Annotated in this window: 26 protein-coding genes and 1 pseudogene; 7 read left to right on the forward strand and 20 right to left on the reverse strand. The window is 49.4% G+C overall.

Features of this window, described 5'->3' with window-relative positions; all coding sequences use genetic code 11:
* The 4 genes from I6L54_RS15665 to I6L54_RS15680 form a co-directional block, all read right to left on the reverse strand.
* Positions 1-207, reverse strand: coding sequence for a hypothetical protein (locus tag I6L54_RS15665; RefSeq protein WP_040233565.1), 207 nt, complete (start codon positions 205-207; stop codon positions 1-3).
* Positions 207-806, reverse strand: coding sequence for a DUF1367 family protein (locus I6L54_RS15670; protein WP_040233564.1), 600 nt, complete (start codon positions 804-806; stop codon positions 207-209). The genes I6L54_RS15665 and I6L54_RS15670 overlap by 1 nt, the downstream gene beginning before the upstream one ends.
* 34 nt (positions 807-840) lie before the next feature.
* Complete coding sequence (locus I6L54_RS15675; protein ID WP_072041507.1) at positions 841-1,089, reverse strand: hypothetical protein; 249 nt, start codon at positions 1,087-1,089, stop codon at positions 841-843.
* Between the two features lie 110 nt (positions 1,090-1,199).
* On the reverse strand, positions 1,200-1,433 hold the full coding sequence (locus tag I6L54_RS15680; RefSeq protein ID WP_040233562.1) for a DinI family protein: 234 nt from the start codon (positions 1,431-1,433) through the stop codon (positions 1,200-1,202).
* 353 nt (positions 1,434-1,786) lie between these two features.
* Here I6L54_RS15680 and I6L54_RS15685 point away from each other — a divergent pair, with 353 nt between their 5' ends.
* A complete protein-coding gene (locus I6L54_RS15685) occupies positions 1,787-2,164 on the forward strand; it encodes a DUF4160 domain-containing protein (protein ID WP_021534235.1) in 378 nt (125 codons plus the stop codon).
* Positions 2,165-2,331: 167 nt separating this feature from the next.
* Here I6L54_RS15685 and I6L54_RS15690 read toward each other — a convergent pair whose 3' ends face one another.
* Both I6L54_RS15690 and I6L54_RS15695 read right to left on the reverse strand, forming a co-directional pair.
* Positions 2,332-3,027, reverse strand: a complete 696-nt coding sequence (locus tag I6L54_RS15690; protein WP_040233560.1) for a DJ-1/PfpI family protein — start codon at positions 3,025-3,027, stop codon at positions 2,332-2,334.
* Positions 3,028-3,276: 249 nt separating this feature from the next.
* A complete protein-coding gene (locus I6L54_RS15695; protein ID WP_005121040.1) occupies positions 3,277-4,071 on the reverse strand; it encodes an AraC family transcriptional regulator in 795 nt (264 codons plus the stop codon).
* Positions 4,072-4,223: 152 nt separating this feature from the next.
* Here I6L54_RS15695 and I6L54_RS15700 point away from each other — a divergent pair, with 152 nt between their 5' ends.
* The 3 genes from I6L54_RS15700 to I6L54_RS15710 are packed head-to-tail and all read left to right on the forward strand — an operon-like array spanning position 4,224 to position 7,253.
* Positions 4,224-6,188, forward strand: coding sequence for an FUSC family protein (locus I6L54_RS15700; RefSeq protein ID WP_233605489.1), 1,965 nt, complete (start codon positions 4,224-4,226; stop codon positions 6,186-6,188).
* Entirely contained in the window at positions 6,178-6,393 is a 216-nt protein-coding gene (locus I6L54_RS15705) for a DUF1656 domain-containing protein (RefSeq protein ID WP_040233557.1), read from the forward strand. Before I6L54_RS15700 ends, I6L54_RS15705 begins: the two co-directional genes overlap by 11 nt.
* Entirely contained in the window at positions 6,390-7,253 is an 864-nt protein-coding gene (locus tag I6L54_RS15710; protein WP_005121043.1) for an HlyD family secretion protein, read from the forward strand. Before I6L54_RS15705 ends, I6L54_RS15710 begins: the two co-directional genes overlap by 4 nt.
* A 342-nt stretch (positions 7,254-7,595) precedes the next feature.
* Here I6L54_RS15710 and I6L54_RS15715 read toward each other — a convergent pair whose 3' ends face one another.
* The 14 genes and pseudogenes from I6L54_RS15715 to I6L54_RS15775 all read right to left on the reverse strand — a co-directional run bounded on the left by I6L54_RS15715 (position 7,596) and on the right by I6L54_RS15775 (position 17,896).
* Complete coding sequence (locus tag I6L54_RS15715; protein WP_040233556.1) at positions 7,596-8,582, reverse strand: hypothetical protein; 987 nt, start codon at positions 8,580-8,582, stop codon at positions 7,596-7,598.
* 30 nt (positions 8,583-8,612) lie between these two features.
* Positions 8,613-9,158 (reverse strand): TetR/AcrR family transcriptional regulator, encoded by a 546-nt coding sequence (locus I6L54_RS15720; protein ID WP_040233554.1) that lies wholly within the window; start codon positions 9,156-9,158, stop codon positions 8,613-8,615.
* Positions 9,159-9,465: 307 nt separating this feature from the next.
* A complete protein-coding gene (locus tag I6L54_RS15725; protein WP_156135324.1) occupies positions 9,466-9,627 on the reverse strand; it encodes a hypothetical protein in 162 nt (53 codons plus the stop codon).
* Positions 9,628-9,746: 119 nt separating this feature from the next.
* Positions 9,747-9,914 carry a YdcA family protein gene (locus I6L54_RS24360; protein WP_071524449.1) on the reverse strand — a complete coding sequence of 56 codons (168 nt, stop codon included), beginning with the start codon at positions 9,912-9,914 and terminating at the stop codon, positions 9,747-9,749.
* 330 nt (positions 9,915-10,244) lie between these two features.
* Complete coding sequence (locus I6L54_RS15730; RefSeq protein WP_040233553.1) at positions 10,245-12,323, reverse strand: TonB-dependent copper receptor; 2,079 nt, start codon at positions 12,321-12,323, stop codon at positions 10,245-10,247.
* A gap of 82 nt (positions 12,324-12,405) precedes the next feature.
* Positions 12,406-12,846 carry a DUF2946 domain-containing protein gene (locus tag I6L54_RS15735; protein WP_040233551.1) on the reverse strand — a complete coding sequence of 147 codons (441 nt, stop codon included), beginning with the start codon at positions 12,844-12,846 and terminating at the stop codon, positions 12,406-12,408.
* Between the two features lie 346 nt (positions 12,847-13,192).
* Positions 13,193-13,855: pseudogene (locus I6L54_RS24620) on the reverse strand (DUF550 domain-containing protein); the annotation flags it as partial.
* The gene (locus tag I6L54_RS15745) at positions 13,852-14,625 is read right to left on the reverse strand and encodes a phosphoadenosine phosphosulfate reductase domain-containing protein (protein ID WP_040233549.1); all 774 of its coding nucleotides are present in this window, start codon (positions 14,623-14,625) and stop codon (positions 13,852-13,854) included. The pseudogene I6L54_RS24620 and the gene I6L54_RS15745, both read right to left, overlap by 4 nt.
* The gene (locus I6L54_RS15750; RefSeq protein WP_209442490.1) at positions 14,622-14,978 is read right to left on the reverse strand and encodes a hypothetical protein; all 357 of its coding nucleotides are present in this window, start codon (positions 14,976-14,978) and stop codon (positions 14,622-14,624) included. Before I6L54_RS15750 ends, I6L54_RS15745 begins: the two co-directional genes overlap by 4 nt.
* Positions 14,975-15,286: a hypothetical protein gene (locus I6L54_RS15755; RefSeq protein ID WP_040233880.1), complete on the reverse strand. Its 312-nt coding sequence runs from the start codon at positions 15,284-15,286 to the stop codon at positions 14,975-14,977. Before I6L54_RS15755 ends, I6L54_RS15750 begins: the two co-directional genes overlap by 4 nt.
* A gap of 14 nt (positions 15,287-15,300) precedes the next feature.
* Positions 15,301-15,996 carry a replication protein P gene (locus tag I6L54_RS15760; protein WP_040233547.1) on the reverse strand — a complete coding sequence of 232 codons (696 nt, stop codon included), beginning with the start codon at positions 15,994-15,996 and terminating at the stop codon, positions 15,301-15,303.
* The gene (locus I6L54_RS15765) at positions 15,993-16,994 is read right to left on the reverse strand and encodes a phage replication protein O (protein WP_082031759.1); all 1,002 of its coding nucleotides are present in this window, start codon (positions 16,992-16,994) and stop codon (positions 15,993-15,995) included. The genes I6L54_RS15760 and I6L54_RS15765 overlap by 4 nt, the downstream gene beginning before the upstream one ends.
* Positions 16,995-17,120: 126 nt before the next feature.
* On the reverse strand, positions 17,121-17,660 hold the full coding sequence (locus I6L54_RS15770) for a toxin YdaT domain-containing protein (protein ID WP_040233546.1): 540 nt from the start codon (positions 17,658-17,660) through the stop codon (positions 17,121-17,123).
* Between the two features lie 2 nt (positions 17,661-17,662).
* On the reverse strand, positions 17,663-17,896 hold the full coding sequence (locus I6L54_RS15775; RefSeq protein ID WP_071692470.1) for a transcriptional regulator: 234 nt from the start codon (positions 17,894-17,896) through the stop codon (positions 17,663-17,665).
* A gap of 103 nt (positions 17,897-17,999) precedes the next feature.
* On the opposite strand from I6L54_RS15775, the gene I6L54_RS15780 reads away from it, so the two are divergent.
* Genes I6L54_RS15780 through I6L54_RS15790 form a run of 3 tightly spaced genes read left to right on the forward strand, consistent with a single transcriptional unit; the run spans position 18,000 to position 19,352 of the window.
* On the forward strand, positions 18,000-18,395 hold the full coding sequence (locus I6L54_RS15780; RefSeq protein WP_040233543.1) for a helix-turn-helix domain-containing protein: 396 nt from the start codon (positions 18,000-18,002) through the stop codon (positions 18,393-18,395).
* A 40-nt stretch (positions 18,396-18,435) separates the two neighbouring features.
* Entirely contained in the window at positions 18,436-18,741 is a 306-nt protein-coding gene (locus I6L54_RS15785) for a hypothetical protein (protein ID WP_040233541.1), read from the forward strand.
* 5 nt (positions 18,742-18,746) lie between these two features.
* A complete protein-coding gene (locus I6L54_RS15790; RefSeq protein ID WP_052463787.1) occupies positions 18,747-19,352 on the forward strand; it encodes a hypothetical protein in 606 nt (201 codons plus the stop codon).
* The last annotated feature ends 10 nt before the right edge of the window (positions 19,353-19,362 follow it).

Genomic DNA, 19,362 nt, shown 5'->3' on the forward strand with positions numbered 1-19,362 from the left:
TCACCCCCACGCCCTGTTTTGCCAGACCTTACTTGGGCGTGGCGCTTTCTCGCTTTCCGGCAACTGCACGCTGATAGTCCAGGTGATATTGTCGCGATTCAGGCTGCGCTCTACCGTGGCGCCACGACGGCGGTAACTTGCCACCAGTTCGTCGGCCTGCTCGGTTGTGCATTCGTGATGGTGGAACCAGGAATATTTCATCGCCATCACCCCGCAAAGCTCATAAGCTGCGATGCGGCGTTTTCCGCTTCTCGCTGAGTCTTGAATGCCCGGGACAATACCCAGCGCCACAGAACATCAAGCGCGGCTTTGTACAGTTGCTGGAACTCGGTTTCGTCCATGTTGGCGAAGGCAATGCTGCGGGGATGTTTGCGAAGTGTTTCGTCAGGAAGCTGAATAGCGTCATAGTGACCAGACTCGACGATCACCCAGGCGCGATAAGCATCATAGGATTTGCAGATGCTAATGCTACCTGCTCGCTTATCGGCGATACGGTCCAGATACTGTTCTGCAGCATCCAAAAGAGCGGCCTCACTTCCCCCGAACGAAGCGAGGAATTTAGCGTACCCGGTCACCAATTTACGTTCGTTGGAAGATATCGCCCCTCCAGTAGGTTCCCAGTATTCAAACCCGAGATTCAGGAGCGCAAAGAAACGGCGATGGAATGCGGGATTCCTCACCTGACGAAATTCGGCTACCAGCACGGCACCGAGTTTTATTTTTGATTGCAGAATATCACTGGTCTCCGGCGTAGCGGGGATCAGAATTCCTGATGACTGCTTGATGAGTTGTAGTTCGTGCGCCATGGTTTCTCTCCGTGGCGCAGTAGGTTACGGTTGTTCAGACCGTTGATTTCATATTATCAGAAGGTGGAGTTACCCGGTAGCCGAGGCGGCGGATAAATTGCACAAAACCATTGGGAGTAAAGACTTCTTCATCATCGAGCAAAGGCCGCATTGATACCATCCCATTAACGCGATAAATCAGATGCCTGCCAGATGAAGGAAAGCTAAACATAACACAACCATCAGAGCGTCTGACAAGGTCGTACCAATGATCATCTGATGCCTGCAATGCTGAATTATTCACTTATTTTTCTCCCTTCAATCGACACAGACGCGGTTAAAAATTGTCGGCAACAGCATCAAAGGGATACACATTTTCGGTATTCTGTTATCTGCGCGCCGGCTAACCCAAGTTCAGTAAAACCAGTCGTCAGCGCTTTCCCAGGTATCCTGGAGGATTGATTCAATTTTCTTTTTATCGTCCTTGTCACCGCCTAAAACACTTAACCCATCTGACCCGGCACGGCGGATTGTGAGCCTGCAATTGTCATAGTGATCATTCAGGCGCTTAAGCAATTCTTTCTCCAGTGCTGGTACCGCGCCTTTAGGAAGTTCTTTCATGCGATCAATGGTTAATTCAACTTTCATAATGGCCTCCACTGCATATACTGTGTTTTTATACAGTATACCTACGCACGAAAATGATCAACGGCTTAAGAGCACAAATTGTTAAATTTCTGTCAGTAGTAAAAAAAGAAAACCCGCCGTAGCGGGTTGAATTAGCACTGTTTTATTCTTTCCGCGGCACAATCCTGTAAGATTCGCCCTCACTAACGCCTCATCAATGAGCAACAGTGCCCCCATGAGGTAAAGCGTTATCCAGCTTTCATTCGTCTTTTTCAATCAGCAAAGGACTGGTTAGTGCCAATAGCGGACTAGGAAAAGCCTAGCAATAAAGAGTTAAGTTTAATAACTACTAACTGAAATTTAATGGGTGATATATGAATTTAGATGAAGAATTTTACGAATTACAAAGACTCTTTGCTCAGAAGGATCTACTGACTGAGAAAAGGCGCTCTAGTGGCGGCGGATTCATGGAAATTCTCTTGGTGAAGAGACAGAACATGAAGATAAAAATATATCAAGAAAAAGGACATCAACTTCCCCATATTCATATTGACTATGGAAAACAATCACATGCTGCCAGCTATGCCATACAATCAGGAGACCGCATAGAGGGTGATTTACCTAAGAAATATGATAGCGATGTTTCGAGTTGGTTGGGGAGAAATCGTGATAAAATTTTAGAAATCTGGAATGCGCTACAAGCTGGCGCACCTTATGAACCACTAATCGCAGAATTGACTGGCGGAGTGTGACTAACTAAATAATTGTTTTCCTAAAAAATCAATGTAGGAAAATATATATAAGTCAAAATCATGAGTGTCCGCTTCTCGCTCTCAGCGGACCTTCAGCTCAGTGATATCGTCCGCTCTGTGCCAGGAGCGGACGTTGATAGTGTGAAGAGAGAATTTCCGCTATGCACTTATTTCTGAAATCTGGCTGCTGCTTTTAAAGTAGCTTGCAGTCTCTTTTCAATTAATGGTGCAGCCTGTTCTTTTACTTTTTTTAACTGCTCTTCAGAAGCTGTGCGGGGGGAGCCACATGTGAAGGGAGGCGCGGGGTCATATTCCATATGCAGCTGAATATTCTGAGCGATATCACTTCCATACATTTCTGACACGACGTTGAGAGCAAAATCTATACCTGAAGTCACGCCTGCGCCGGTTATACGGTTGCGGTCACGAACTACGCGTTCATTTATCGGTTCCGCACCTAATAATGCGAGCTGCTCTAGAGATGCCCAGTGTGTTGTTGCTTTATAACCCTCCAGAAGCCCTGCCGCGCCCAGAACAAGCGACCCAGTACAGACCGAAGTCACCAACTTTGCTTGTTTACTTTGAGTGCGGATAAATGAGAGGACTTCTTCGTCATCCATCAGATTTATTTGACCAGGCCCACCAGGCACACAAATTATATCCAGTTCGGGGCATGTTTCGAATGTGGTTGTGGGCTGTATAGCCATACCACGCTCAGAAACAACCAGATCCAAGCTTTTCCAGATGAGATGAACTTTTGTGTTTGGCGCTCTTACGAATACTTCATAAGGGCCGGTAAGGTCAAGCTGAGTTAGAGACGGAAAAAGGAGCAGCCCAATTGATGTGCATTCAGAATCAGTCATAAAGAAAACCTTCTTACTTGGAGGAATATAATGACTATTCTCTCATGAAAGGCAACTGCATTGTTTGATGGATAGACGTGCGTTTTTTCAACTAACCCACTTCCCCGCTGATTAACACGCAGCAAGTTAGCTATGTCAATGGCGATCTAATTGTGAACATCCGCTCTTCGCTCATAGCAGACGTTCAACTCAGTAAGCTTGCCCGCATCTTGCCCACGCGTAAATCAAGAGCCTCACACTTTATCAAGTCTATGAATCCGCCGTTTTGCGAACAGAAAAATAGTGCGCTGGCGTACTGCCCATGGTTTTTCTGAACATGGTGATAAATGCGTTAACCGACTCATACCCCAGGTTTGCTGCCACATTTTGTACTGACACCCCACTTGCCAGCTCCCGCAGGGCAATAATCAAGTGCAGTTGCTGACGCCAGCGACCGAAGGTCAGACCGGTTTCACGCAGCATTAAGCGCGCTAACGAGCGTTCGCTGAGTGCCAGTCGTTTTGCCCAGACTTTGAATGTGCTCCGGTCGTCTGGATTGCTGACTAACGCATCGGCCATAGCACGAATTTTAGGGTTCGCAGAGACCGGCAGGCTCAATTTCTGCTGTGGCATGGTCACGAGTTCATCAAGTGTCACTCTGGTTAGCCTGCCAACATGACTCTGTGGCGCGTAATCAACGCCTTCATTCGTTAAACGATCAACTAACTCTTTAATCAGCGGTGAAATGGCCAGCGTGCAGCATTTTTCCGGCAATGCGGCAGTGCCTGGTTCAATAAACAGATAGTTAAGGTGCGCATTCCAGGTCGCTTTGGCGCTATGAGGAACGCCGCCGGGGATCCACACCGCGCAATCGGGTGGCACAATCCAGATATCGTTTTCCGCACGACAAATTACCGCCCCATACAGTGCAATAATCAACTGCCCTTTACGGTGCGTATGAACCGGCACTTCGGCTGCGTAATCGACGAAATCGATATGACGAGCGACTGCCGGGCTCGACGTGCTGTCGGGATCAAACAAGGTATTGGCAAGTCGGGATGTCATGTTATTGGCAACATTTAGGTATTTTTTGACAGAATAGAGTATTTAGTGACGTTTGCAAACCGGGAATAATTCTCGGCATGAATACAATCATCCCCCAACACGTCCCTTTTTGGCACGCGATACGCCGCTGGTCAGGCAGCATAATCACTCCCATGCTACTGAGTGACGCCCATGCCCTGCTCTATTCCCTCAGGAGTTTTGCCGCTGCGATGCTCGCCTATTATATCGCCCTATCGATTGGCCTAGAACGGCCCTCCTGGGCCATCATCACCGTCTATATTGTTTCGCAAACCTCGGTGGGCGCTTCGCTGAGCCGGTGTCTCTATCGCCTGGTCGGCACCGTGGCGGGCGCAGGGGCAACGGTATTGATCGTGCCTACGTTTGTGAATATGCCGATTTTATGCAGCGTGATGCTGACAGGCTGGATAGCCTTCTGCCTCTGGTTATCCCTGCTTGACCGTACTCCCCGCGCCTATGCCTTTGTACTGGCCGGTTACACCGCAAGCCTGATTGGCTTTCCCGCCGTATCCGACCCAGGCTCGGTGTTTAACATTGCTATCATCCGGTTGCAGGAGATAACGATCGGTATCGTCTGCGCCGCGCTGATCCACCGGTACATTCTGCCAAGTCGGATATCAGGCCTGTTCAACAGCAAATTGACGCAGACGCTACACGCGGCACGACAGCATGCTGCCGATACTCTGGCGGGCAAGTCTGATAAGGTTTCAGCCCCCTTGCAACTCGCGCTTGCACTGCAATTCCTGCAGGGCATCAGCCACCACATCCCGTATGATTTTGCCCTTTCAGTTCCGGCCCGACAGGCCAGAAAAGCACTCCATGACAGGCTGGCGCGATTAGCCATCGTGAACGGCGAATTACGCGATCGCTTGCAGGTGATCGCTGATATGCCCGCCGATATACAGACGCTGCTGAATGATGTTCAGGCCTGGCTCACCTGCGACAATGTCGGGAAACACAAAAGCACTGCTGAAGCCCTACAAAAACGTAGCATCCGGTTACTACAGAAGCGTGCGGTGCAATCACTGACCTTTGAGGACGCGCTGGGGGTGAACTTCTTAGGCTACATAGCGGAGTTGATTAGTCTTATTCACCAGTGTGAGCGCCTTTCGCAGGCTATATTTCACGCGGAACCCGAGACCATACGGGCGGAAGATAGCGCGGCGAAAGGATATATTTTTCATCGCGATCCCCTGAGTGCAATCCGGACGGCACTGGGCGCGTTTGCCATCATCCTGAGCGGCTGTCTGATATGGATCGACTCAGCATGGTCAGATGGCGGTACAGCGGTTTCCATTCTTGGGGTTTGTTGCACGCTGTTTGGAAGTTTCGACACGCCTGCACCCCATATTGTGAAATACATTATCGGCTCCTTCTGGGGCGTATTGATAAGTCTCATCTATAGTTTTGCCCTGCTTCCCCAGGTCAGCGATTTTCCCGTACTGGTTGCCGTGCTTGCTCCGGTCTACCTGCTTGCCGGGTCACTCCAGGCACGGCCGCCCACCACGTTTATGGCGATGGGAATAACGTTGACGCTACCTGTATTGTGCGAGTTGGGTGCGCATTACAGCGGCAACTTCGCCGATGCGGCTAACACCGCCATCGCGCTATTTTTCGCGACCGGTTTTGCGGTCTTTAGCATGAGCCTGCTGCAAACCGTGCAAGCCGACGCGGCGATAAACCGCCTGCTGAAACTTTGTCAGCGTGATATCCGCCGGAGCGTGAACGGCGTATTTAAAGGAGATGAAACGCACTGGACCAATCTGATGATTGATCGAGCTGCCTTGCTGCTGCCACGCATACCGCGTAGCAGGCCATCATCCGCTCGGGCACTTGTTCACCTGATGCACTTTCTGCGCATTGGCCTCGGTGTGATGCATCTTCGCCGCTGCGACATGCCCTCAGGCTGTGGCATCAACGCCATCCTTTATGACCTTACCCGCTCTACGGAGACTGAAGCCTTGCGCGAGCGCATTGCGGAGATAACCGTTCAATACTTACCCGCCACTGATAAACCATCGCGCCAGTTAGTCGACAAACTGGTTGATTTGCACTGCGCGTTACGAACGCAGGACGAGGAATCCACAAATGATAAATGACATCAATATCGGGGGTGTTTTTTTCCCCGGTCTGCTGATGACTGTGCTCATCGCGCTGATCTGTACGCTATCACTCTTATTAATTTTCTCTTTCAGCAGGCTTTACCGACGTTTGCCCTTTCGCCCGTTGATTGATTTTTCGACTTTTATCATTAGTTGTTTCCTGCTTTTGCAGGGCCTGACCACTCTGGAGTTATTTGCATGAAATCTTTACTCTCTTTATTGGGTCGCTATGCACTGACGTTAAGTGCCGTTGCGGTGGCGATACTCGTGGCATTTATTTTCTGGAAACAGTATGCGCAAACACCCTGGACACGCGACGGGCGGGTGCGTGCGGATGTGGTGCAGATTGCACCGGATGTTTCCGGGCCGGTGAGTCGCGTGGCGGTCCGCGATAACCAGTGGGTTAACCGTGGAGATATTCTCTATGCCATCGATCCCCACTGGCTGAAGCTGGCCGTGCTGAGTTCACAGGCTGACGTTGAGGCAAAACGTCATGAGATGCTCATGCGGCAGGATGCGGCAAGGCGACGGGCGCTGATCAAAGGGGTGATATCCAGTGAGGACATCCAGCAAACAGGCAGTGCGGCAAGCATCGCGGCGGCCAATTATCAGGGCGCACTGACCGCGCTGGAACTGGCGCAGCTTAATTTAGCGCATGCCACCGTGAGATCACCGGTGGACGGCTATGTCACACATCTCCGTCTTCGGCCCGGTGACTATGCCACCGCGGGAGAGACAAAAGTCGCCATTGTCGATGCGCACAGTTTCTGGGTGGTGGGCTATTTTGAAGAGACTAAACTGCGTCATATCCGCGTCGGGAAAACCGCGCAGATTTCACTGATGGGTTTTGATTCGCTGCTCATAGGCCATGTGGAGAGTATCGGGCGGGGAATTGGTGACAGCAACGATGAGACAGGCGGACTTGGGCTGCCGGATGTCAATCCCACCTTTAGCTGGGTTCGGCTGGCTCAACGCGTACCGGTGCGCATCCAGTTAGATACCATGCCTGCAGGCATTGAGTTAGTGGCAGGATTATCCGCGAGTGTATCCATTATGCCTTAACAGGTATTAACAGCTCTGACTATCATAGGGTTGGGGTAACGGTGTATGTGTAAATATCCCAGTAACACCGGTCATTCCATGACTTCTGCGGACCTATAATGTTGATTTATTAATGAGCCAGGGAGCAACACGATGGGTAGTAGCCCCATATTTCTATTAAAGAGGTGAAGCTTGACCGTTTTGGTGAAATCGAGGGTGTCCTGTTTGCGAAGGTCCCCATGGTGCCAGAAGCGGACGTTCCAGTCGATATTACCCCTGTGATGAGCGGAGACTTACAGGGGATGTTATTGAAATGAACCTGCAGCTTTAGTTTCCGATAGCATGAATTTTAGCGAAAAGAAGCTATACCCTTGGCTGTAGTCTTGCCCCGGTTCGTTCAAGCCGTTCAATCATCAGTTCTGGATTGATCTTTTGCGAAGTCAGATACAGCCCTGTCTTTTCGGCATTCATCAGCATTGACTCAATACCTGCGGCTACTCCGACTGCCGTCAGATAAGACTGGCCCTTCGGATGGGTCAATTGAAATGACATGCTCTCATGTTGGCCGTTGACAAGGATACCGTCAATCTCATACAGGATTTCTACCGACGGATTATCACCCTTCAGGCTTCCAGGAGACTGACCGACAACCAGATCGACCCTGACGGAATGTGCTTTCGTCATCTGAGCCAATTCTGCGGCATCAAATCCTGGCAGGCTTGAAGCAATAAAACTTGAACCATCATTCAGGATATATTTCCGCTGCTCATCGCCGTTACGGGGTACCTTCCACTGCGAGCGTTCCAGCACCAGACCCGCCTCTTTCTGGGAAAAATCATCAAAATCAGCCATGCTGGCAGGGCCACCAAGGTCATTTTCATCCATCAACACGCCCACCCTGATTTGTTCCACGGACCTGAAATCTTTAGTGCAGAAAATTCCTGCAGAAATTAGCGCCCCGGCAAAGCTGGTATCCTGAATGAGAACGCGACAGGTCGAAAGGTGATTCAGGTACAATGCAAGTTTTGGTGCGATGTGGTTCAGTTGAGTGGCAATGCTAGTGTACGGTATGCCCTGACTAATAGCGTATTCTGCAGGGTGAGTGGATAAATCATTGGTCAACAAGGCAATACCGCTGAACTGAGCCTGTGAATCTAACCCCAGGTCAGCACGTTGTGTATCAACGGCGATGCCGGTCGCATTGCTGAAGCGGGATGCCGCTTCACTGGCTTTATGCGCATTTCGTCCAGCGATCACAACAGGCAGTTCCGGCAGAAACTGGTTGAGTATAGACACAAGATGGGAACCCACTTTGCCGTATCCCCCGATAATAAGAAATGGATGGGTCATATGTTGCTCCTGGATTGAATAAAGTTGGTTCTAGGGTAAGGACGCCATCTGGCGCAGCTTAGCAATGAGATTATCCGGATCTCCTTGCGCTATCTGCATGCTAAGGCTAAGGCATAAACCATCAGCGGCCAGTCTCACCAGGGTAAGTTGTGGGTTGTCGTCGAGGTCGCCGCGTTTTTCAAGCATTCCCTGATACCAATCACGCCAGCGGAAACGGATGTATTCATCATCCATGGCTGATTTCCATAAGGTCATAAGACCGGCATTTTTCAGGGTTGCGAACCCCTGCTCCAGATAGGCTCGAGTAAATGCACCTTTCTCACAGGGGTCGGCAGATATAAGCCGGTCAATTTCTCCTGAATAATCTGTGATCATCTGTTCAAAGACGCACTTCAGCAGCGCGTCCTTATTCTCAAAATGATGGAAAAAAGCCCCTTTTGTTACACCAGCCTGATCGCATACCGCCTGTACGCTGATAGCGGACAGACCGCTTCTGACTGCCAGAGTTTTCGCACATCTGAGCAAGGTTGCCCTTACGATTTCGGGCTGTTTTTTACGTTTATTATTAATAGTCATTCATGAAACATACCGGTAGGTATGTTTAATGTCAATATGTCCCGGATACAGGAAAGTACATAGTCCAGTATATGAGAATAGTAAAATCTGAACGAAAGTTGGGGATGCGAATGGACCTTTAGATAAAGAAATTAGTGGTTGGTTTACGCTGCGGGGTAATCCCCAAGGGCTGCTTTTCGCTCATAGCGGACCAAAATCAAATTCTAAAACGACGTTGCCAAGTGGGAGTCCATAGTGAATGACGGGACGCTCCGGGCAGCGCCATAATAAATCAGCGCCCGCTAGAGGTAGACGTTGTTTCATGGTGCTATGAGCGCTCCTGCCAGACAACCCAAGCAACCGCCGCTTCCCATGAAATATATCCGTTGTTGCCATGTTTCGCCCTGCGAAGATCAACTGTATCACCAAACCTTTCAATGATGAATTTTTCAAATTCTATGCGTTCTTCGTCGTCGTTTTTTGAATCCATGTTCTCCCCAGCAGCATCCTACTAATCGCTCTTAATGCATAAAAATAACGTATCCGTTAGAGAGTGAAAAACCCGCAATAGCGGGTTTAATTTTGATGGTGAGTGCCATTTTTAGGCAACTATTTCTGACAAACCTTCTTAGACTTGCTGATAGAGCCATCATTACAAACAAACTTTTCACCCGAGCAATGCGATATTCCGCCTTTCTTACCTGAGCATGGCTTGTTTGCTGCCGTTGCTGTCAGTGAGAAAAGTGACACCAATAAAACAACAAGAACTTTCTTCATATCCCTATCCCCATCAGTAAAAGATAGGAGATCGTAGCAGGGATTGATGAAGCAAAAAAGAAAACTCGCCGTAGCAGTTTGAATTAGCAATGTTTTATTAAGCCGCTATTTGTTTCTGCTGACAAAGCTCCGGCAAATTAGCACGCACCAGAGCTTCAGCAAAGAGCGGCGAAACCACTATACCGCAACAGGCTACCGACTAGTCTTTCGCATACTTCACACTACGGAAGTCCTAGTCAATACTATACTGCTCCGATAAACGCTGGAGCAGTACATATAGTTATCAAGCAAAAAAATAAGTTGCACTTTTACTGCCATGCAAAAATGTCATTAAAAAGTGATATTAATTTTACCCCAAAAGGTTCTGCCGGATTCATTAACTGATGTGTTTGCTGAATAACCGAAACTACTGTTTCCAGCAAGATTCAGGTGTTCGCTGTACGTTTTGTCAAACAAGTTATCAACGCCGGCGCTAATTTTAACGTACTTATTAACTTTGTATGCAGCATTCGCCGAAAACACAGCAAAACCAGGACTACTATTAAAATCTTTACCAACGACGTTTCCTTCGTTAATAGCAACACGGTTCTGACTGCTAACAAGACGCAAAAGGCCAGCACTGCTCCAGTCGCCCTGCTCCCAGGTCAGCCCCAGACGGACTTCAAGCGGTGGCATCTGTGGTAAAGGCTGATGGTTGGATGTATTTTCGCCCCAGGAATAAGCAAGGCTGGCATCCGTTTTCCATGAGTCTGACCATTTATACGCAATACCTGCCTCTCCCCCCATAATGGTTGCATTGACGTTATCAACCTGGCTGATAGATGCATTATCAGGATCATAGCGGAACAGAATAAAATCATTTACACGACCAATATAAGCGGATATCCAAGTGTTTATACGTTCACCGTTGTACTGAGCGCCTATATCAATCTGAGTTGTTTTTTCCGTTTTGAGTTTATCGAAGGCATCACCAGAACCTCCAGGCCCATAAGTCGGCGAAAAAAGCTCCCAGTAGTCGGGGAAACGCTCCGTGTAGCCTATACCTGCATAAAACATAACCGGTATGTCAGCCATATTATGTTCGAAGCGAACAAAACCGGCCGGTAATGTATCAGTCCGTTTTGCTGAACCCACATCAGTGTAATTATCAACCAGAACGCGATCGAGACGTGCGCCCCCCTTCACCTTGTTCTGCTCTGTTACACTCCAGGTCAGTTCGCTGAAAAGACCGTAATCGTGGAAACGGGCGTCTTTATTCCAGCGATCATCAATTTTATTACGGTGTGTACTAAGTTGTGTATCTGCACCACTGCGAAGCTCAAAATCTGAGAAAAGGAAGGTTCCCATCATTCTTCCACCAACAGTGCGACGGTCAACCTCCATCGCCATTGGCATACTCATATTCATCGAAGAGTCTGAGTCCATTGCTGAGTCCATTGAGGAACCCATAGCATCTCCCATCTCATCACCTGACATCCCCCCCGACATACTACTGCCCGGAGAGCGCAGGGAATAGTTATCCATAATATGATCTGCATAGTTGTAATATACATTCGCCTCAAACTTATCGAATACCTCGCCAATACCGGATTTTTCAAAGCGCATTCCTAAGCTTTCCCTCTTAAACTGCGAACCATCCATACCGCGACCAGCATAGCGTGCTTCACCATCGCCTTTACCTGCAGTAAGCTCGAGAAGTGTGTCTTTGTCTGGTGTCCAGCCTATAGCCATATCGCCATTCCACTTATCCCATCTGGAGGGCACGCGGTCTCCATTTCCATCCTTGTAGTCATCCGAACGTGACTTATTGCCAATGAGGCGAAGATATCCCTCCTCACCGCCCAGACTGACATCAGCATTTTCATCCCAGCGATTGTTTGACGCAGCAAGAAGACTGGCAGTACCCTGCCCCCCCGCCTTTTCAAAGCGTGGTTGTTCACGATCAAAACGGATAGTTCCCGCCGAGTTTCCAGGCCCCCAGAGCACCGTTTGTGGGCCTTTTATCAGAGTTAATACATCAAAGCTTTCAGGAGAAATATAGGAGCTTGGTGCATCCATGCGTGCCGGACAAGCACCAAGCATTTCACCATTATCAGTCAGAATTCTCAGACGAGAGCCAAACATGCCACGAAACACAGGATCACCGTTGGTTCCACCGTTACGTATCTGTGAGAACCCAGGAATAGTTTTCAGATAATCCGAGCCGTCGCTTGCCGGAACTGGCTGACGGGGTATTTTGGGCGAGGTAACAATTTCGAGCGGAGTGGAAACTGGCGCAGTTACAATCATCACAGAATCATTCTCAATCTGAGAATGGTCGTGCTTTTCTTCTGCAAAAGTAGCGTCTGACATCAACGCCAGCAGGACAAGAGAAGCAAGTGGCGTACGTACAAAATAATGGGGTTTCATAAAGTACCTTACTGTTTTTCAGGCGTAACAAAATCTGCCCTTAAAAAATGAGCATGACGTTACTGACTTACTGTTTTGTTGTTTAAAACGAAGACTGAAATACAGCAGGCGGGGCACGAGCACGCTGTGGTGCCCAGGGTTGAAAGAGCGTGACGCAGTTAAGCGGAATTAATGAGAAGCGAAGGACAAAAAGCAGGAGTAACCACAACAAAACTACAAGCGCAAACTGGATAAACGGCAGTTGTACAAGTAGCTGACAATAACCACAGGCAATCTCTTCCATCGGAGACATTGCCTTACCAGACATCATCTGCTGATCCATCAGCGAAGACGGTTCACAGACCGCAGACATCGCCATGTCATGGTGTATCCCTGACATGGTCCCTGGCATAGCATGCGTGATGTGCTGACAACCTGTCCGGTGGGCTATCGTTCTGGAGATGGCCGGTGCAACGAACAGCATGGCGACAGCAATCAGCGCCAGCCATGCGGCTATGTGATTAGTTCGTATGCGCCCTTGCAAAATGTTTCCAGCTATTAATTTATCTGCCGAAAGTGTATCTGATTTAATCTTTGAGTGTCACAAAAAACTGAATAGGAACGATAAGTATTCTTATTATCTGGATGGTGTAGGATTATGTGCTATTGGAGTGGAAGAACAAGAATCACTTTCGAAATATTTGCAATTACATAGCGAATATTGCTGCCATCACGTTGTATTGAAGCTTAATAGCTTAAACATATGCTGACTTCCGCTGGCCTGACGGTTTCAGGAACATCAGCCAGCGGGAGGTTTTCCATCTCGATAACTCTGTTGGTGGCCTATTGCAGTAGCTGACCCATCACTTGTGCTCCTGCTGTTGATCCGCTTTGATGTGCAGCCGTGGTTCTCCGTCTTTCGGCTCCGGCCAATGGCGCGCCATATTCACCGCCAACTTTTCTTCCATCGCCAGGGTAATCTGCTTGTCACTGATACCAGCATGACGTTGCGCATCCCATAACAGGAATTGCATGTCAGCCCATTCGCTAAGGTCGCCTGGTTCAGCAGCAGCCTCGAGCGCTTCTTTGGAAAGGTGCTTCAGCGGACCAACTGGACCGACATCGCCGAAAGTAGCCTGTGACCATACTGCATGCTCACGGCGTATTTGTTCGCGTTCCTGTACTGGCTGCGCGTGGCGATATAACTTAATTACGCGCCGAGGGTCAGAATTTGGTGAGATGGGGTTAGCTTTAAACAAGTAGCCGCAACCGTCCTTTTCAACGTCACGCAGCTCTTCTTCGTCAGTCCACCCCACTGGCTCGCTATCAGCCTTGCGGCGTTCCTGTAGCTCGTCTATCTCATCCAGCAAATTTAAGACGATGAGCACCCCATACTGTTTTATCAACTTTTCAATCTCACCCGCCGCCGCGTCCATATCCTGCTCGGCTGATGGGCTGTCCTGATTTTCTTCATACCAGGCGCGTGTGGATTGATAGTTTTCTACTGCCTCGTTTAGCGCCTTGCGCCATTCAGGTAGTTTGTTAGTTGTCATGCTGCACGCTCCTGTTTTTCATCATCAGCGGCCAACTCGCGAATAGGTATGCGATTCATATGCATTGTGTAGCCAGTCCGTTTCTCAAGAGCCGCGTATTTCTCAAGCAGTTCAGGATGGTTCCTGGCACCGTTCTGCAGATCGTTACGACTCGCCATAATGCAAAAAACACAGCTCAGCCGTTCATTCCCCAGCGCATAGGCATAGTGCGGATGCTGCCCCGCATTGCGAATCGTGGCGAACACCTCTCCGGTTAAGAGTTCATGTATCGGCAACCATTCGAACCAGGTATTCACCGAATTGCTTATCCCCATCTTGCTCAATGCCTTGCGCTTAGCTCGCCCGGTTGATTCCTGGGCGCGCAGGCCGAGGCAGTTAACGATAGTTTTAAATCCATTGGCCTTTGCATACCTGCGAACCTCGCGTTGGATGGGTCCACGCTTCAGGTCACTGGTGCATTGTCGGGTGCTGGCAGACGGCCAGCTTGGAACTTCTGGGCGGTTTTCGAAGCGACGCTCTACCATCTCGAACAAGGTTTTGCTGGCCCGCGCAACGATGAACGGCAGACATGCGGCCTTCGCCTGGTCGCGTGCCAACTCGAACGCACCGGGCCATTCAACTGTGCCAAGCGATGCATGCACAACGACGAGCTGGCGCGCGGGGATAACATCAAGCAACTTGATCAACATCGCCTGGCTGTCTTTTCCGCCCGAATGGTTAGAGACGAACAACGCGCCTGCATCAATCAGTGATTGGATTCCAGTGCTCATAGCGCGGCTCCTTTGCGAAGTTGGGCGGCGAACGCCAATACTTTTTCAGATTCTGAGCGCAGAAATTTCGCAGCATCTTCCCAACCGGTTTCTTCTGCACGGTCAGCCTCTGATTTCAGTTGCTCTGCGTAACGCTCCACACCATGCGCCCGCACTTCAGCCAGGAAAGCGTCGGTCGCTGGGGTTTGTTCGCAATAAGACATCGCGCACTCTTCATCCCCACCGTCTTCAATCCAGTACCGAGCTAAGGTGTCGCGATCGGACTTCAACTCCACATTCTCCGCCGCCAGCTCCCTGCACTTGCTCTCGGCATTAGCGAGCTGTACTGTCAGTTCTTCGTAGGTTGGTTTCATGCTGATACCCTCCCGTAAAACGCCAGTACACGCTGCATAGCCGGACTTGTGCGGCATACTGATGTGACCATGTTTTTTCGCACGCTCGATTTGAGCTGCTTGATATTCAGCTCCCCGCCGGGTTGCAGCGAATAGACCGGGTGATGCGGCTCGCCAGTGCGGATTACTACAGCTCTGCGTGCCAGGTGAAGCAGCAGGTTGTGTGCCTTCTTGCAGTCGCATCCCAGCAGGTTCTGAACCTGACGCGGCGTGATGCTGTGGTTAACCCGAAGAAAATCGACAATTGCCCACAGTGATTTGCTTGCCATAGTGATTTCCCCCATTAGACCAGACCGGCGTTTTTGCGTTGTTTGTACTGAGCCATCAGCATCTCTGCAGGCGTTGGGCCAGTAGCTGCTTTCGGCGCGGCAAGTGCGCGACGGATTGGCGGTACCGGCTTACCGGACAACGCTCGCTTTTCCCAGTCATGCAGGATGTCACCAGCTGCTCGGATAAGTTCCTTCTCGCTGAGCTGTCCCTCTGTTCCACGACGGCGCAGTTCCAGGCAGACGTGGTAATACAGCGGGTTTTTATCCTTCCATGGGAACTGCTCACTGGTCGGATAGCGAAAAACAAGTTTCCGCCAGCGCCAGTATTCGCTCATGATGTCGTCCACACTGACCCCCAGCGCACCACTCCCCTCACGGCACCACGAAATAAACTGACCCGGCGACGGCCAGAACGGTGACTGGCTGGATCGGGCTTTCTGCATCCCGGCGGAAAGTTGCTCACGGGAGGTGATGCCTGACTCAGCAAAAGCCGCGATCCATTGCTGCTTTGCAACGCGAATATCAGCGTCAGTACGTAGGTTCGTCTGAGTGGATGCCGGGAATACCTGCATGAGGTTTTCAAAAAGCATATCCACCAGCTTTTCAGCGTCAGCGTTAACAACCTTGCGTCCGTCGTAAGAATCTCCAGCCATGCGTGATAGCATTTCGCTGTCGCGATTCTGAATTGCACGATAAAGATCCGGGGTCATAAAAATTTCTCCCATGCTTCAGGACTGTTCCAGTGCGGGCCAGTTTCGGATTTGTTTGCGCTGACATCTGTGCGTGGCTTACGGGTAGTGTCTTCGCTGTGAAGGGTTAACGTGTCCCACTTGGCGCGGAGCTTTGCGGGGGAGAGAATATTTTTGTACCAGAACGAGTCTTTACAGGCCCATCGGAACAGCTCACAAATCTCTTTGTGGGTGCGTCCGTCCAGTTGGCGCATCAGGCGTATATCATTCGCCCAGCCAGCCATATTCGGTTTTTTCAGGGATGGTTTGGTGATGTCGCGCAGCGCCAGCATCCACTCTGCACAACGGAGATCGTCAGATGTCCCCCACTTATCACCTTTCGGAGTCTGGACAGCTGCATCAGGAACAACTTTTGAAATTCTCTGACGTACATTAAATACGTTAGTATTTAATATTACTTCTTGTTCATGATTCTCGGGCTTAAGCGCGCCCTTATGCTCGGGGTTATGCTCGGCATCCACTCCCGAAGCCTCGCCGTTGCTGGGTTCGTTATGCGCGGGGTTATGCTCGCTGTTATGCGCGGCGTTATGCGCGGGTAAGTAGTCCATTTTTTGAGCGTAATACGCGAAATTTGTGATGGTAATTACAGTGCCTTTTCTCTTCTCGCCAGCGGTTGAAATCATCCCTTCTTTCACGAAAAGAGACAGCATTCGATCCACTGCATGACGGCTGGTTGGCTCCCCATTTCGGTCGCATAATTTCAGCCCGAGATCTGCCGACGTGGTCACCAGTTGTCCGGTTTGTAATGGCCACTGCCGGCCTTTAAAGTTTGCCGTGTAGGGCTGGCGGGCGGCGCCCAACAGAAGGTTCTCCCATAGCGTGCGCAGGAAGACATCTTTAGCCCAGGGCTTCTTCAGTACACTCCGGTACAACGGGATGAATCCGGTCTTCTGGTTCTCCATCCGGTTGCTCCTGACGGCGGTACGCGCCGCAAAATCGGCGTAAGCAACATTCGACATAGCTATGCTCCTTTCGCCTGGTGTTTTGTACATGCGTTTGTCATAATGACCTCGTAATTCTGCCTGGAGTTACACTGAAGGTCGGTTCCGTTGGCGCGGTCCGGCCTTTACCTTTTTTTGAACCCGTCATATAGCCCCCAGCATCATCTGCACCATCTCCATCAGCGGACCGGTTAACCCAGGGTCAACGCGATACATCTCCACGATCCCCTCGCTCAACTCTTTCAGCTTCTGATGACGTGGCGCATCCATTGCGACAGCAATCTTCGCTTCGCTGGTTTCTTTCTCCAGCCTTGCCAGGCGGGCCATAACGTTGTCTTCTGGTAGCAGACGGTTGCGGTACTTGAGCGGCAGAACAGCAAGAATTGCCGGAGTCAGTTGGCGGACATTCTCGCGGTATCTTTCACTGTTGAAATGGTTGTCCAGGAAGCGGAAAAGCTTCTGACGCTGTCGGCTGAGGTCATCAGGGAAAGTGATCTCGTCTCCCCCTTGCGCCTGGTACTCTTCGACGATCAGAGCAGAAACGACATCCTGACCATCGACACCCGCCCACGCACGAACGGCATCGCGGATCTGGTCATGTTTATCTACCGAGACAGGTTGATTGCGATTTATCATCGCAGCCGGTTGATATCCGGTATTTTGATGAAGTGATAGTGACTGCATGGTTATGCCCTCGCTTCCTGAACTGGTAACCCATCCGTAGGGTTGAGGTACAAATCAGGGCGTAACTCATGTGGAGTTACACCTGTAGCATTGAAAATAGGAATGACACGGTTAGCCGGTACGAATCCATTATCACGGTGACGCCAGTGACTGACTGTCATTGGGGATACATTGAGCTTTTCTGCTAAACGGGTTGCACCCCCTACGATGCATATTGCTTTATCAAGTGCTTTCATATTTGGCTCCAAGTAATAACGAACCAAATTAAACATTATGTTTATACTCAAGTCAACATTATGAATGTTGAGGCGATAAACTTTTAGTTTAGAATCTTGATATATGAGAAAAAACACACACCAAACAGATAACCCGCAGGTTCGGCGGTTAAATGAAATCATCGAGAAGAAGCGCATATCCAAAGCGGATATAGCGAGAATCTGTGGTGTGAGCGCACAATCAGTCAACAACTGGTTTGTCAGAGGAGCGATAGGAAAAAGCTCAGCAATAAAACTTGCCGATGCGCTAGGCGTAAGTCTTGAGTGGGTTCTAGGTCAGGACGTGGATGCTAAGGACGGTTTGAGACACGACGAACGGAGACTGTTGGAGCTCTATAATCAACTCCCAAACGAAGAAGAACAACAGAACATGTTGCGGATCGTATCTCTACGATTGAAAGAACTCGATGAACTGTACGCCAAGTATATGGGACGGCGGATTAAGGGTGATATGGAATAATGCAAGACAATTTCATCTTAAAATGAAGGAGCAGTGAGATATGCCAGAAATCAAAAAATCTAAAGACTACAACGCTGGATTTGCGGATGTTTTTATAACTACTGGAATGAATGTCGGAGATAATGCCTATTGCCACATTACTTTTTGTAGACATGTAGTCGACAACTTGAACATTCCTGATGAAACGAATACTGAAGCTGGGGTGAATATGTTTCTTGAGGCTACTAGTTCAGTCACTCTACCAATGTCTATGGCAAAAAACATGGCTCAAGCAATACTTAATGCTCCTGTTATGGATCCGGGCCTCATTGAACCCTTTGAGCGCGAACTTAAAAAGCAGGATTAATTTAAGTGGATGGAGCCTCAATTCGCAAAACCTCGTCGCCTGACGTCAAAGTTGACGCATTTCACATGCCCGCATATCATGAAAAAGCGGATGTGGTAAATATTCGACCGAAAAACCCGATTTTAACAAAAATGGGGAAAAGTAGAACGAATCCATTATCTAAAAGTCAAACCATTGTTAAAGGCGAAGATGCTGAGGTAGATGCTGTGGGTATCTCAAGGGAAGAACTTGACGCCAAGTTTGCTCAGAACAAAGCAGAGGTGGATGTAGTGGCCGCCGAGATGCGGCGTGAAATGGCTGAATTTAGGGCCTTTCAAGCGCAGCAGTTTTCTGCAATGAATACCTCTATGTCGGAAATTAAAGCTCAGATTTCAGGGGTTAATGGTGAGTTTACTGGCCTAAAAGGACAAATCGAAGGATTAAAAGGGCAGATCGATGGTTTAAAGACGACATCAGCCACTCTTCAGTGGATGGTTGGTGCCATTTTAGCATTGCTTGCCGTAATTCTCGCGTTGCCCCAAGTGCAATCTTATCTAAAACCTGTCGAGATAATACAACCTGCACCTGCACCTGCACCTGCACCTGCACCTGCACCTCAGAATAGTAAATAATCCGGCCACT

It is taken from the genome of Citrobacter pasteurii (genome assembly GCF_019047765.1).
Lineage (GTDB): Bacteria > Pseudomonadota > Gammaproteobacteria > Enterobacterales > Enterobacteriaceae > Citrobacter > Citrobacter pasteurii.